The organism is Acidithiobacillus acidisediminis (assembly GCF_023277115.1).
GTDB lineage: Bacteria > Pseudomonadota > Gammaproteobacteria > Acidithiobacillales > Acidithiobacillaceae > Igneacidithiobacillus > Igneacidithiobacillus acidisediminis.
The window spans coordinates 1912731-1927804 of record NZ_JALQCS010000001.1; the positions used below are offsets into that span (position 1 = coordinate 1912731).

General features: G+C 57.9%; 9 protein-coding genes and 1 tRNA gene. 4 read left to right on the forward strand and 6 right to left on the reverse strand.

What is annotated here, in order from left to right:
- On the forward strand, nucleotides 1-1239 hold the full coding sequence (gene moeA, locus M5D89_RS09625; protein WP_248885588.1) for a molybdopterin molybdotransferase MoeA: 1239 nt from the start codon (nucleotides 1-3) through the stop codon (nucleotides 1237-1239).
- A gap of 1 nt (nucleotide 1240) precedes the next feature.
- On the opposite strand, the gene M5D89_RS09630 is transcribed toward moeA, so the two are convergent.
- Nucleotides 1241-1951 (reverse strand): phospholipase D family nuclease, encoded by a 711-nt coding sequence (locus M5D89_RS09630; protein ID WP_248885589.1) that lies wholly within the window; start codon nucleotides 1949-1951, stop codon nucleotides 1241-1243.
- Between the two features lie 38 nt (nucleotides 1952-1989).
- On the opposite strand from M5D89_RS09630, the gene M5D89_RS14335 reads away from it, so the two are divergent.
- The 3 genes from M5D89_RS14335 to M5D89_RS09645 all read left to right on the forward strand — a co-directional run bounded on the left by M5D89_RS14335 (nucleotide 1990) and on the right by M5D89_RS09645 (nucleotide 4620).
- Complete coding sequence (locus tag M5D89_RS14335) at nucleotides 1990-3408, forward strand: cryptochrome/photolyase family protein (protein ID WP_248885590.1); 1419 nt, start codon at nucleotides 1990-1992, stop codon at nucleotides 3406-3408.
- Between the two features lie 321 nt (nucleotides 3409-3729).
- A complete protein-coding gene (locus M5D89_RS09640) occupies nucleotides 3730-4476 on the forward strand; it encodes an alpha/beta fold hydrolase (protein ID WP_248885591.1) in 747 nt (248 codons plus the stop codon).
- 68 nt (nucleotides 4477-4544) lie between these two features.
- Nucleotides 4545-4620, forward strand: a tRNA-Lys gene (locus M5D89_RS09645).
- Nucleotides 4621-4930: 310 nt separating this feature from the next.
- Here M5D89_RS09645 and M5D89_RS09650 read toward each other — a convergent pair.
- The 5 genes from M5D89_RS09650 to M5D89_RS09670 all read right to left on the reverse strand — a co-directional run bounded on the left by M5D89_RS09650 (nucleotide 4931) and on the right by M5D89_RS09670 (nucleotide 15044).
- Complete coding sequence (locus M5D89_RS09650; RefSeq protein ID WP_248885592.1) at nucleotides 4931-7195, reverse strand: nSTAND3 domain-containing NTPase; 2265 nt, start codon at nucleotides 7193-7195, stop codon at nucleotides 4931-4933.
- 2 nt (nucleotides 7196-7197) lie between these two features.
- Nucleotides 7198-9603 (reverse strand): ATP-binding protein, encoded by a 2406-nt coding sequence (locus tag M5D89_RS09655; RefSeq protein ID WP_248885593.1) that lies wholly within the window; start codon nucleotides 9601-9603, stop codon nucleotides 7198-7200.
- A 721-nt stretch (nucleotides 9604-10324) separates the two neighbouring features.
- Entirely contained in the window at nucleotides 10325-11617 is a 1293-nt protein-coding gene (locus M5D89_RS09660) for a DUF2130 domain-containing protein (RefSeq protein ID WP_248885594.1), read from the reverse strand.
- A 29-nt stretch (nucleotides 11618-11646) separates the two neighbouring features.
- Complete coding sequence (locus M5D89_RS09665) at nucleotides 11647-11940, reverse strand: hypothetical protein (RefSeq protein WP_248885595.1); 294 nt, start codon at nucleotides 11938-11940, stop codon at nucleotides 11647-11649.
- On the reverse strand, nucleotides 11937-15044 hold the full coding sequence (locus M5D89_RS09670) for a type III restriction-modification system endonuclease (protein WP_248885596.1): 3108 nt from the start codon (nucleotides 15042-15044) through the stop codon (nucleotides 11937-11939). Before M5D89_RS09670 ends, M5D89_RS09665 begins: the two co-directional genes overlap by 4 nt.
- Nucleotides 15045-15074: the final 30 nt, after the last annotated feature.

A 15074-nucleotide genomic window follows, 5' to 3' on the forward strand; every position in this document is an offset into this window, starting at 1 on the left:
ATGGCGGCCTGTTGCGACGATAACGAACATGATCCCCGCGCGAAAAGCGTTGACGAAGCCTTACAGATCATTCTCGATGCCTCCCAGCCGGTCTCTGATATGGAATGGTTGGCCCTCGATGCAGCGCTCGACCGCGTGCTCGCACAGGACCAACAAGCCTCAGCCCCAATTCCCGCCTGGCCCAACTCTGCTATGGATGGCTACGCCGTGCGCAGTAGCGATGGAGAGGCAGCGAGGCGGATAGTTGGCAGCGCATTTGCGGGGCGCCCCTTCACCGGTTCCGTTGCCGTTGGCGAGGCGGTGCGCATCATGACGGGTGCGATCGTTCCCGAGGATTGTGACACAGTTGTTCCGCAAGAACAGACCGAACGCGACGGCGACAACGTACATCTCACTGGCCAGATTCGTAGTGGTGTCAATGTTCGTCACATTGGAGAAGACTTGGCAGGAGGAGAGATCGCACTACCCGCCGGTACGCTATTACGGCCCAGCCAGATTGGCGTCTTGGCCAGTCTCGGGGTGAGTGAGCTTGCGGTATTTCGGCGGCTCCGTGTGGCTTTTTTCTCCACCGGCGACGAACTACGGCCCCTTGGAAGCGAGCTACGCGCCGGTGAAATCTATGACAGCAACCGTCATACCTTGCTGGCCTTGCTGCGGCGTCTTGGCGTCGAGGCCATCGATCTCGGCCGTCTACCCGACGATCCGGAGCGTATTAGTACCACGTTGCGACAGGCCGGCGAGATCGCCGACGTACTGATCACCAGCGGCGGGGTGTCGGTAGGCGAAGCGGACTACATCGCTGAACTGCTCCAGAGCCTCGGTACCGTCCAGTTCTGGAAAATGAACATGAAACCGGGGCGCCCTCTGGCTTTTGGACGCATCGGTACGGCGGATTTTTTTGGCTTACCTGGCAATCCAGTCTCCACCATTGTGACCTTCTATCAATTTGTCGCCCCGGCACTGCGCAAACGCATGGGGCGCCGCGCACCCTGGACGCTGCCGCGCCTACGCCTCCCGTGTGCGACGGCACTGCGAAAGAAACCGGGGCGCACCGACTTCCAGCGTGGTCGCTTGGTCCACGGTCCCGAGGGATTGCAAGTGACCACGGTCAAGACGCAATCCTCCCACATTCTTACCGGCATGGCAGAGGCAGAGTGCTTCCTGATTCTTCCTGCTGAGGCAGGGGATCTCCCTGCTGGCTCCATCGTCGAGGTACAGCTCCTCGAAGGCATGGTCTGAGCTAGTCCAGACCGTGGCGCACCTTGTACGGTGTGGAATGCGACCAGTGATGCAGAAAATTTTGTGCATATAAGGCGTTGAGCTGCGGATTTCCTCGGAGCACCAGGAGATTCTCGGCGTTGGCCTGTTCCGCTGCCTTGGTAAAGTTGAAGCTGCCCGTGATAACCGTGGCATCATCGATGATCATGACCTTGTTATGAGCAATGGCATGCTGATCATCGATGCGCAGATTCACCCCCTGATTGGCAAAGAAATCAGCGGCAGAATACTTTTGGCTCCGCTGACTCTTGTCCAGCAAGACGCGCAGTTCAACGCCACGCTTCTGCGCCGCTATTGCTGCTTTCGCGATGGGCGCGCTGGTGAAACTGTAGGCCTGTATCCAGAGACGATGCTGCGCCTCGCTCATCGCGCGGATTACGGTATCTGTTGCACCGGCGGGCGGCGAGAAAGCGACTTCGATAGTGCCTTGCGCCGGAATCTTCACCGGCGAGGCTGGCAGGGACGCCCATGCTTCCTGCCATTGCCCCGATGCCTGCTGCAGACCCGACTGCAATTCTGCCGGCGCCAATACCGCGAGCGCAGCGGTGCTGAGCCCCAATACCACAAAGCCGATCCCGATATGGCGCCATGGATTTCCCCGCATTTGCTCCCCCCCTCTTTTCCCGCCATTTTCCCGATTGCGACGCGCTTGCACAATGGGGGTGCTTTTCATAGCCTCTCCATAATAGACAAAGATCCTGGGAGGTCTTCGTGACCAGTATCGTCCTCTTTCGCAACGACTTACGTATTGACGACCACCCTGCTTTTGCTCATGCCGCAGCGCGCGGTCCGGTACTCCCGGTTTTCCTGAGCGACCCCCGGGATGAACGGGGCGCTGCCTATCAATGGTGGCAGCGGCAAAGCCTGCGCAGCCTCGAAAATGCCCTCACCACACTGGGTTTGCCACTGGTCTATCGCCGCGGCCCGACCCTCGAGCTCGTCGCGGAACTCGTGGCGCAGACTGCTGCGGACTCGGTTCTCTGGAATCGACGCTACGCGTGGGAACAACGCGAAACCGATACAGCAATGAAGTCTCACCTTCGCGCCAAAGGCATCACCGTTGAGTCCTTCCCCGGAGATACCCTTAGCGAACCGTGGGACCTCCTGCGCGATGGTGCGCCTTATAAGGTCTTTAGTCCTTTCTGGAAGCGCTTTCTACGCGACATCACGGTACCGACACCGTACCCCCGCCCTCAGCGCCCACAGACGCCTTCCCACATACCCTCCTCAGAAGACCCTGACAGCTGGGGATGGGAGCCCCACGCGCTCGATTGGGCGCAGAGCCTACGGAGCCATTGGAAGCCGGGAGAGGATGGAGCAACCGAGCGTCTCGAAAATTTTATCACTGATGCGCTTGCAGAATATGCCAGTGGCCGGGATTTTCCCGACAGCGAGAAGGTGTCTCGCTTGTCTCCCTATCTGGCGCATGGAGAAATCAGTCCTCGGCGGATTTGGCAGAGAATGCGAGAGATTGCTGAGGAACGCCCGAATCTACAGAAGGCCGTAGACAAATTTTTGCAAGAGTTGGGATGGCGGGAATTTTCCTGGCACCTGCTCTATCACTTCCCCCACTTACCACACTCGCCCTTGCGTGCGGAATTCATGCACTTTCCCTGGAGCGAGAATGATCAGCTGCTACGCGCGTGGCAGCAGGGAAAGACCGGATATCCCATTGTTGACGCCGGGATGCGTGAGCTCTGGCAGACGGGTTACATGCACAATCGCATCCGCATGATTGCGGGGAGTTTTCTGGTGAAAGATCTGTTGCTGCCTTGGCAACAAGGAGCAGCTTGGTTCTTGGATACCTTGGTGGATGCGGATCCGGCCAACAATAACGCATCCTGGCAATGGGTCGCGGGTTGCGGAACCGACGCGGCACCCTATTTTCGCGTCTTCAACCCGGTGCTGCAGGCGCAGAAGTTTGACGCGGAAGGTCACTACCAGCGACGCTGGCTTCCAGAACTCCAGGGGCTACCTGGCGATCTACTCCCAGAACCGTGGAGTCACCCGGAGCGACTGCAGGCGCTAGGGGTCCGATTGGGGGAAGATTACCCGCGCCCCATCGTCGATCATCATGCGGCCCGAGAGCGGGCGTTAGCAGCGTTTGCAACACTACAGGCAGGGCACTGAAACATGACGTAACAATTGCAGCAACAGCCGTCGGAACTTTCTTTGTTCCCATACCTCTAATCTTTTGCAAGCAGCTGTGATGGTTGCGAGCGCATGTTTCTTCCTCCTTTGGTGGTTTTGGGCGGCCCTTATGGTGCCGCCCTCTTTTTTTTCCGACCGGTCGGAATGTTATTGCGCAGAGATCGAGCAAATGCTAATATTGCCACTCGTAGCCATTTTGGCTGCGAGCGCATGTTTCTTTCCTCCTTTGTGGTTTTGGGGCTTCTGAAGCCCCTTTTTTTGTGTCATCCTGCCCCTATGCAACGGTCTACGGAAACTCTAATGGAGGTCCCGACTCCCAGCAGAGAAATGGTGCGCGCCTACTGGCAAGATTCGGGAGCGGGTCCGATTGGCATCTTCCTCCCCGGTTTCGCCTCTGACCTGCGTGGGAGCAAGTCACAACTGCTTGCCGAACGCGCGCAACAAAGCCAGCGTTCCTGGCTGCGTTTTGACTACCGGGGAATGGGCATCTCCGATGGGGATTTCACTGCACTCACCATCTCACGCTACGTGGAAGACATCGGTGCTATCATTCGTGCCCTACCTTCTCGCTCGCTACTGCTGGTCGGCTCAAGCATGGGCGGTTGGGTTGCAACCCGAGCAGCGCAACTCTGGCCAGATCGTGTCCGCGCGCTCGTGCTGATCGCCCCGGCATTCAATTTCATTCAAGACTATTACGCTGCCTTATCTCCGTCCGCCCAGAGCGAATGGCAACGTTCCGGTACGCACGCCTGGCAGCTTGGCGCGCATGGACCGGTATTCTCCTTGGGATTTTCCGCCGTGGAGGATGCCGCACGGCATGATTTACTCGCGGCACCACCCAGGCTAGACATCCCAGTGACGATTCTACATGGCTCCGACGACGATGCGGTACCGCTGCAGCGTAGCTTTGATTTTGCCTGCCACGCGTGCGCCAGCCTACTCGCCATACAAACTCTGCAAGGGGTGGGGCACCGACTGCAAGGAGCAGAACCGCAGCTTTTGAGCGCGGTAGATAGTAGCTTTCTCCGAATCACCCATTCCGGGTGACCCGCACTCCCGCTTTTGGCGCTGACCCTTCTTCCATTATTCTGACGTTCTTGTATAATCCGGCACTCGGGTTGTTAGCTCAGTTGGTAGAGCAGCTGACTCTTAATCAGCGGGTCGTGGGTTCGATCCCCTCACAACCCACCAAATAAAACAGGCACTTAGGATGATTTCCTCGGTGCCTTCATTTTTCTATCCAACCTATATCCAACCTCAGAGGGAAAACGGGCTATCCGGGCAGGCGGGGTCTAGGTATGCACGACTGGTCCCTGTCCGCATCGCATCCACGCGAGTATCGCTTACAAACGACGCGGGGCAGTAAATTGTCCAAGGGTGAGGAACGGCAACGCACGTCTCCGCGTAGATAATGGACCCGCGATCACCCCATATCGCAAAGGCGCGTAAGCGACTACTCAGACGCAGGCACGCCGCTTTTGTTGAAGCTCGAACCCGCTCCTCAGACATCGACATCGTCGAAAATGCTCCGGGTGCCATGTGGCTTGTCGATGGTCTCGGCTGTGCCGAGCGATCGGGGTGCCCTATCTGGAAGTGTACGATCATTGTCGTTGATCCAGTCTTTCGCCAGATCGATCTCGCGATCAATGATTCGCACCGCTTCTGCGTCATCGCCGAACCTGTCCTTCAGCGTCTTGAAGCTTTCGAACATATGTTCCATGTATTCATCGGCAGGTTCGTCACCCCTGTATCCATCTTGTTCCTCTTCGCGCACTCTGCTCAACCGTGGCAATAGGTCTGCGCGGACCCTGGCGATAAGCGCGTCGAATTCAGCATCTGTGAACACGCTGCGAATATCCTCGTTGTCGAGCGCGTACACGTCTTCGCCACTGATGGCATACGCGCCCACGGCTTGAACGAAGATTTTCCTGTACTCCTCTGGAAGCAATCCGAACTCATGCAAACGCACAGCGAGGGCTCCCTCGGAAGAAGAGCTCAAAAACAGGCCGGGACGGCAAACCTTGTCAATCAGTTCAGGGTTCGTCTGAAGATAGAGGGTCAGAAATTCCTTCGAGCACCGCCGGGTGAGGAATGAATGCAGCGACCGCTTCGCGCCCCAAATCGCCAGATACTGGGACTTGTACTTCTCGCTCGCAGTGAACTCCACAAGCCGCTCGACCATCTGCGGATAGAGCGGCTTTGGTACCATCACCGCTTGCTCAATACCGACATCGCCGCAGGTTACCTGCTCGATCAGATTCTCGGTGGCGCTTCCCAGCAGGAAGATGCCCAGAAGGTCCGGACTCCGAGCCAACACCGAAGCGAACGCGTCGCCGATCGTCGGATGTTTAAAGCGCCATACCGACTCACCGTCCGCCTGCTGGTGCAGGACAAGACTGCCATTCAAGGACTCCAGTGCCGTAATGCATTTTCCGAGGCTACTGCCTAGCCTGCGCAGCGCATCTTCTTCCGTTTCATGCAATGAAACCGGACTTTCGAGATAGTCCTTCTTCATGTAGATAAGCGCTAGCGCCGCCATGCTGTCCTTATCCAGCCCGTCGAGCACTTCCTGCAGCAATTGCTCCCGCTTTTGCACAAACTGACCAAGGTGGTACTCCGTCAGATAGAGCCGCTTCGTGAAGGTTGGGTCCGCAAGCCGTCTGGCGATTTCGGGAATGAAGCGCGGGTGTGCCGCCACCGATGGAAGATGCGGCTTGATCTCGGCCTTGAACGCAGGGAGCTGACTACCGAGCTTCAGATGATTGTAGAGGATCTGCTGTTTCTCTTGGCTTGAGAGGTCGTGAACGTCGATTACTACTTGGCTCTCGTTGAACAACGGGAAGGCACCTTCTTTGAGGTCACGCCGGGCACGCTTGTAGATGTAGTCCCGCGAAGTCATCACGATCTTGGCCCCCTGGCGTAACATCGTCCTTACCTGTGGCAGGATGTGGTTCCACGAGTGCGCCAGAGACGATTCGTACTGCATGATGCCGAAGGCGTCATCGACCCAGAAGAACTGCGACGGCTCCTCCGGATTCCATCGCTCCTCCACCTTGGCGGGATCATTCAGCTTCAGCACTGACGAGCCCCATTTGTCGGCAGCGGCCATGGCCAACATAGAGGCGATCGTTGTTTTGCCTGCCGCCGGCTCGCCAATCAGCATCACGAATCCGTGTTCGTTCAAGGCTTCTACCGCTTTGCCGTAGGAGGCCGTGACGACCACCTTAGCGAGGTCTTCGCGCATCGACTCTAGCACCGCTCGGGCTTGTGCATAAGCGCGCTCATCCAGAATTTGGCTCAGGTCTCCGAGCCCATACATGCGCGGCACATGCATGCGCAGGCTCTTCCTCTCCCTGACCTGCTGATTGATCCAGGTGGAGCCAAAAACCAACACATGCCGAACCCCTGCCTGGGCCAGCAGGGCTTTAACCTTGTCCGTCTGTACCCCCGAAACTCCGGCATTCGTCATCAGTACGTAAATGTCGCACTGACCTGCGGCTACGAGCTTGCGAACCTTCTCGATCTCGTCCTTGATGTCTGATGGCTTAAGGTTATGCCCGGCGACCGCCGTGAACTTGCACTGGATCACGAAATGACCTGCATAGACTTTGCCTGGTATGGGAGTCCAGGTTCCGGTAAACGCGCCATCCTTTCCCGCGTCATTCGAATCGAGGAACGATTCGACAGTCTGCCCCAGAACCTCGCGGCAGATTGTCTGGCACAGCTGCTGAAAGCTGTTCCACCCTAGGCGGTGCAATTCGTACATGGCTACCTGCCTACGCGAAGGTCAAGGCCATCTAGCCTTTCGAGGGTTTGAACCACTATTTCCACAAGGGCAGCGTCAAAGTCATCACGGTTTGCTTCTTCGTGCGTGCCCTTGTTCAGATAGGTCCACACTAGATTAGCAGCCGGGATCCCAAGAATCTGACCGTAGGCGGCCACCAGCAAGGGCTTGTTGGCGTGATTGAAGGTCGCTGCGTCGTTCAGCCGCTTTAAGAGCGCTTCGCAGAGGTTGCGCAAGCCGGGCTCAGCGCCGACGCCGGCGATCCGCAGATTCAGCACGCCCAGATCGTGGCTGGCGAGCCAGCGCCACACCTTCTCAGACAGCATCTCGAGGGCCTGCCGGCAAGACGCCAAGGCCTCGCGGTTGTCCAGTGCGTCTTTTGATGCCCTGGCCTTCACCACATAGTTCTTACTTTGGACATTGCCTCTCACGCGAGGCTGATAATTGCCGTTGTGGTTGCGGAACAAATAGACCTGGCAATCACCACGCCGCTGGGTGGGCAAGTGCTGCTGGATGTCTTTAATGAACTCGTTGCTGTGGCAAGTGACGATGAGCTGCGTTTGGGCAAAATGGTCGCTCTCGAAGATCGTCTCGCGGATGCCACTGCGGTGGTCGTGGTCGATAGCGTTGATCGCGTCGTCGAACACTATCAACGGGCTTTGGATACTCTGGGCCTTCGCGAGCAGGATCGCCAGGCCTAGGCACCGAATGTGGCCCTCGCTGAGGATTTGCAGTGCATCCACGCGAACGCCCGGATTGCCTCGGAATGAAATCTCTATCTTCTGTTCGCCGGTTAGCGGCAGATGGAGCGCCGCGAGCTTGTCCGGCTCCAAGTCATTGCGGTTGAACTCGTTGTAGAGGTTCATAGCCGCGTCGTTGAGGCCAGCCATGAGGGTGCCAGGAAGCTGTTTGCGGTAGGCTCTTAGCAAGGCCAGGAAGCTGTCATATGCGGCCTTGATGGGGGCATCGCGCTCGATGTCGCGCGCTTCCTGGGTCACGTCACTGATGAGCGTCGCGTTGTCAGCGTCGAAGGCCGCGATCCGGTCTTTGGCCGCCGCCACGTCCTCGACAAGTCGCTGACGTTTCGAATCCTGGGCTTGGAGAAGCAGTTGGAAAGCGATGAGACTGTCACGCTCGGCGATGTTGCGTTGGCGCTCCTGGTGGGCCAGCAACGAGCCAGCGTCTTGCGCCGCCACGCGGTCGGCGACCGCCAAAATCTGCTCGAGTGTCACGGCGGTGGCTTCAGTGCCGCTCTCCTGCGGCGCCCGGGTGGGGTAGACCGCCGCCCACCAATCTCCCCCAGGCTCGGCTGCCAGGCCGGCAAGGTATCGGCCCACCGGCGTCTCTTGTTCCCCATGGGTCGCAACGAACGCGGTGAGGTTGGCAAGCTGCCGACGGAGCTCGCGCGACGCAGCGGCTACTTTGTCTAGCGCGATCTTGCGCTCCTCTTGCAATTCGCCGAGCTCCTTCAAGTGCGCCAGGCCGGTCATGGCCTTGTTGAAGGGGTTGGCTTTCGCGTCCGCCAACGGCGTGTCACATGCTGGGCAGTGGCCGCCTTCGGTGGCTTGCAGAGCTAGGACTGCCGTGTAGAGGTCTTTAAAAGAAACTTGACTACTACGGGCATCGAGCTTGGCGGCGATGCCTATGAGCACTTCTTGGCCTTGGTGCGACGCCTCGAAGGCGCTCAGTAGGCCTTCGCGCGAAAGACCGATCGCCGCTGGTGGCACGGCGTTAAGGATAGCTTCGAGCTGCTGCAGGCGACTGGGCGCATCGGCTGTGCCGATAAGTGCCTTGAGCCCCCCATACGTCATGCCCGCAGAGTGCGTAAGGGCGAGGGCAGCCTCCTCGTTCGCCAGGTCCAGCAGAGCTTGCGTCTCATCATTGACTATGCCTAGGTCAGCAGCCAGGGCGTTGCGCTTGCCGGTCAGCGCGAGTTGCTTGGTGGTGGTCAGTACGAGTTGCTGGTCAATAGATTCGTTGAAGTGGCCCACAAACTCGTTGAATTTGTCCATTCCGAACAGTGTAGCGATTAGTTCGGTGCGCTGAGCAGGCGGCCGAGCGGCGATTCGGGAGAATGCGTCAATCCGGTTCTTCTCGATGAAGCAGAACCGGAATGTGTCCGGATTAGAGTCGACCGCGACTTCCCGGTCCTGATTGTCCGTCGCCCGCAATGTCGGCGGCTCAAAGTGGCGCGCGTGGAGGTTGGCGAGATATATACGTCCGTCGATGCGTTTGGTCTCGGCCTCTTCGACCGAACCAAGCAGGCTATATTCCAGACCTTCGCAAAAGCTGGTTTTGCCACTGCCGTTGGGGCCATAGAACAAGACGACTCGCTTCTGCAGATCGAACGGCTCGGGCGTCCTAAAGCCTCGGAAGGGGCCGATAGTCATGTTCCGCAGCCGTTGCCAAGGCCAAGTGCCATCAGCCGCTCCAGTTTGGATGTTGGGCGATCCGTCTGGCGTCTGGGCCAAGGCACTGCGAGCGCGATCAACTAAATATATAGACCGCTGACTGCGGTGACGAACGGTCCCAGCCAGCTCATCAAAATTTTCCAAGACGAGGTTCGCCAGCCGCTTCACTTCTGGCGGAGTGTGGGTGGTTGGGAGATGCAGCCACGTTATAAACCGCTCAAAGTCTCGCCTAGCAGATGCCATATATCCTCCTTTGTATAGTTGCCCACAGTTCACGCACTACGTGAACTGGTTATGACGAGATCTCAGTGCCAAGTACGCCTTTGTGCCAATCCCAGAAGCTTGACTGCACGAAAATGATCAGTGAAGTCCGGGATATTGACTTCAGGGTGCATTTTGAGGGACCGCGAAGCCGCCGATCACCAGTGTCGAGTAATGGTCGATATTACTCATCGGCAACTTGGAGGTGAATGGCCATTTCCGCTGCATCACTGGCCATACCCCGACCATATTTTTACTGCTGGTTGAGGATTTCGTCCAGCAATCTCATCTGGTGTATCGCCCGGCTCGCTGCCTGGACGTGGACTAGCCCCCTCACAGTGATCCCGAGCGAGCGCGCGTATATGCCCTGGGGAACAGTCCGATCCAGTAGTTCTGGGCAGCATGGTACCTCCCTTTGCGGTGAAGTATGCAAGCCGACCTATTCCGAAAGCTCATCGAACTTTGCTTTCATGGTCGGGTTGCCCCGGGTGAGGCGCTTGATAGTAACGTTCTGCGCCTTATCGTTGGCTAGGCGCAGGTTGCGATCGGTGCCCATGAGGGCGTCCTTGGTTTTCTGCAGGTGGTCGATGGACTTGTCGATCTCGTCGATGGCGGCTTGAAACTTGCGAGCGGCCAAGTCGTAGTTTTTGGCGAAGGCGTCCTTGAAGCCTTCCAGCTCGGCCTCGAAGTTGGTGATGTCGATATTCTGCGCCTTGACTAGGGCAAGCTCCTGCCGGTAGCGGAGGCTATTGAGGGCAGCGTTACGCAGTAGGGTAATCATCGGCAGGAAGAACTGCGGGCGGATGACGTACATTTTGGGGTACCGGTGCGAGACATCGACGATGCCGGTGTTGTAGAGCTCGCTGTCGGACTCCAGGAGCGATACCAGCACGGCGTACTCACAGCCCTTCTCGGAACGATCCTTGTCGAGTTCCTTGAAGAAGTCCTCGTTGCGCTTCTTGGTGGCCGTGGTGTCCGCCTCGTTCTTCATCTCGAACATGATGGACACGATCTCAATGGGGTTGGCGGGATCGGAGGCGTCGAAATCGCGGAAAATATAATCGCCCTTGCTGCCGGTGCGGGCGTCGGTGTCCTTCTCGAAGTAGGCATTCGGGAAGGCGGTGGCGCGGATCTGGTTGAAGGTGACTTCGCAGTGCTGCTCCAGGGTCTCGCCAAGCATCTTGGTGGAGAGCCGCGCCTTCATGTCGCGCAGCCGCTCGATAGCCTCGTCGCGATCCCGGATCTGCATCTCGTACCGTTCTGTCAGCGCCTTTTCGGCCAAATCCTTCTCGAGCCCTGCCCTTTGCAGTGCTGCGCGTAACTCGTCCCGTTCCTTTTGAACGCTTTCGACGGACTCCCGAATTGCCAGCGCTTTGCTGGTGTCGTGGGCCTGGACCTTGGCCTGCAGCGCCTGTATCTGGGCGTCTTTTTCGGCAGCGACGCGCTGGAGTTGGTTGAGTAGTTTGGCCTCCGAGAGCTCCGAGAGGGAGGCGATCTGCGCCTGGAGCTTGGCGATCTCGGCATCCTTGTCGGCTACGGATTGCTGGCGCTGCTGCTCAAGCTGCGCTCGGGCGAGTTGTAGCGCTGTCTCCTTGTCGCGCTCCGCCAGGGCTAGGCGTTCAGCGACCTGTTTGTTGAACTCCTTGTCGCGCACTTGGCGCAGGATCTCGGCGTAGCCAGACTCATCGACCTGAAAGGCCGTGTGGCAGTGGGGGCAGACGATTTCGGGCATGACGTGGTTCCTTTGCAAGTGTGAGCGATCTAGCGGGGTGGCTTGAAGCTAGCCGTCTCCCGGTCGTAGACATAGTCGGTGATACTTCCATCCTTGATGCGCTCCATCGCCTCATCGATTACGAACGAGGGAACTAGAAGCCCCTCCTTTGGCAGCAGAGGCCGAATATCTTTGAAGCTTGTGATGGCGCGTTCTTCTCCGGCAGAACGTCCGTCTTTTTTTCTCAGGCGACGTAAAATTGGCCAGCTCCGCTGCGAGGCCGTCGAGACCGATATCACGTGCACCATCCCCTGAGTTTCCAGAGAAAAAAGACTCGAGCTCATGTTTTAACTATCTCCATAAGCCTCCCGAAGCTGTCCACCACGTCGTACCTGACATTCTCCGGGGCGAAACGGCGGTTCATCTCATCAAAGAACTTGCGGGCGCATTTGATCTTGGTTTCTTCGATCTCGCGCAGATCCATCGAGGACATCGATCCTTTGGTTTCTGCAACGAAGTAGATGTGCTTCACCGCGCCTTCCTTGAACGAGATGGCCCAGTCCGGGTTGTAGTCTCCGACCGGGGTCGGGATCAGGAAACCGCGCGGTAGCTTGGCGTACACAATGACTTCGGTGCTGGCCTCCAACGCCTCTGCAAAATCACGCTCCCGCTTCGAGCCGGAATCTGGCAGTACGAAGTCGTAGATGTGGTGCCTGGGCGTCTTGACTGCGTTGCTGAAGTCCTGCTTGGTTTGCCCGGCAGTGAAGATGTCGAGGTCGAACTTGTCTTCGACCGGATCGTAGGCCAGATGCTCGATGATGACGGTAGCCTTCTGCTCGTTGATCAGGCGAATCGCTTCGGCGATGAAGCTCTCTGGGTTGGTCTTAAACTGCGCGAATACGGTCGCGTTGAGCCCCTTGAGGATCTCGGTCACCGTGCGTCGCGTCAGCTGAGTGCCTTCGGCAAGCTTACCGATCAGGTCGTACTTGACCGCCGAATGGATCGAGGCGCGGTTGGTTTCCGTCTGTGTGGCTTTCAATTCGAAGGCATCGCCGGCCTTTATTTCGTCATAGGTCACGGCGGCTGCCTGTTCGCCGTGCTGGATGGTGTACTGCATCGGGGTCACACGAAGCCCAGCATCTTTGTCGTTGAGAGTCTTTACCGCTATCTGCACCAGTTCATCGGAGTCGAAGTCGACGCTGTACACCGCCTTGCGATTGATCCGATGCCACAGCGCTTTGAACTCCTGCTTCTCGAAGTTGGCGTTGAGCGGGTTCTTCTTGGGTTTGCGATCGTCGCTAATGTCAGGCAGCTGGCTCTCGCTGAACACGCTGTCAATCAATTGGAAAACCTGCTCGGCGTGCGGAACCAGATCCTCGGGCAAAGGCGCCAGTGTCCCGTCTTTTTTGGCCTCGTGGTAGACGCTGGTGATGCGGTCAGCGTCATCGGTGTAGTCGTGCTTGAGCAGGTATTTGTAGATCTGCTTGGCGAGTTGCGGTGTGACCTCGACATCACCAGTCGCCGTCTTCAGAACTTTGCCGGTGAAGTAGGCCTCGTCCGCTACGCGCGGACGCGCCGACAGCGACTCGCTGATGTCCTTCTGCAGCGCCGTGACAAACTCCCTGTAGCTCTCGCTGGCCACCACGGTCAAAACATTGATGTCGTGTACCGTGACTGGGTTATCCATGCGGTCACCACTTTGGTTGACGCACAGCCGCAAGCCACGCCCCACCTCCTGGCGGCGGGAAATCGTGTTATCGCTATGCTTCAGTGCGCAGATGACAAACACGTTCGGGTTGTCCCAGCCTTCACGCAGTGCCGAGTGGGAGAAGATGAAGCGTACCGGCTCGGCGAACGACAGCAGCCGCTCCTTGTCCTTCAGGATCAGGTCGTAGGCGTCCACGTCGTCGGAAAGCCCCGCGTTCTCGCCACGCGCCGCGACCGTGGGGTCGGCCAGTCGTTTGCTCTTCTTGTCGATGGAGAAATAGCCGCTGTGCGTCTTTTCGGCAGAAATGCCTTTTAGGTACTTGATATACGGCGTCTCATCCAGATCTAGCACCTCGTTGAGGTAGAGCTGATACTCCTCCTCGAAGATGCGGGCGTACTCGCCTTTCTCGTCCGGTGCGCTGTAGTCGCGGTATTTGGCAACTTCGTCGATGAAGAAGAGCGTCAGCACCTTCACGCCTTGCTCGAACAACGGCTGTTCTTTATCGAAGTGCGCCTTGATGGCCTCGCGAATTTGAATGCGGCGCAGCGCGGTCTCGGTCACATCACCGATTGCATCCCCGACGGTGAGCTCGACACCATTGGTGAAGCTCAGGGTGTCGGAGTTGGCGTTGATGTCCGCGACTACATAGCCACGGTACTGATCCAGCTCGTTTGAAAAACCATCGGAGAAGAGGTTGTCTCCTTTGGAGATCTTGCGCACCACGCGCTTGATCTCGCCGCTTTTCAGCTTCTGCTCGAACTCAACACGGGCCACAGGCGCCTTGCTCGAAATCTCGATGGACTGCAAGTACAGATAGCCCGCCGTGCCCGCCAGGCCTTTCACCGCGATGCCGCGCACCGCGATCTTCTTTACCAGCTTCTGGCTATAGGCGTCCAGCGCGTCTAGCCGGTGAATCTTGTTGTGCGTGGTCTTGTGGGTGGCCGAGTAGCGCAACACCATCAGCGCCTTGAACTCCTCCAGCGACTTCAACGTCGCCGCGCCTTCCATCTTCTGCGGTTCATCCAGGATCAGGATGGGGCGGTTAGCGCTGATCACGTCGATGGGCTTGCGCGACTGGAAATCGTCCAGCACGTCATAAATGCGGCGGTTGTCGGCTCCTCGCGCGGCGAAGGCCTGCACGTTGATCACCATCACGTTGATGCCCGCGTCAGACGAGAAGCTCTCCAGGTGGTGCAGCTGTTTCGAGTTGTAGATGAAGAATCGCGCCTTCTTGTGGTAAGTCTCCAGGAAGTGCTCTGCAGTGATCTGCAGCGACTTGGCTACGCCTTCACGGATGGCGATGCTGGGTACCACGATGATGAACTTGCTCCAGCCGTATTGCTTGTTCAGCTCAAAGATCGTCTTGATGTAGCAATAGGTCTTGCCGGTGCCAGTTTCCATCTCGATGTCGAGATTGACCCTTGCCACCTTGGTCTTGACCAGCGCGTCAGATACCGGCAGGTTCTGGCCGTGCTGCACGGCTCGGATGTTGTCGAGCAGCGCTGTTTCCGACAACGTGAAGTCGGCGTTGCGAAATGCAGCTTCCATGTCCAGTGCGGTTTCAGACGCCCGGACCCCCAGCGGAAGCAGCCCCTGCGTACTCACGGGAGCAGTTTTCTGGCTACCGAGATCGAGCCGGTAGCGAACGCCGCCATGATGCGGAACCTGCCCCTTGAAGCAGTCGACCACAGCTTGCACTGCCGCCGTCTGGTAGGCCTGCGTCTTGAATTTGAGCTTCATTTTTCTCTGCAATCCTTCCGTACATATCTA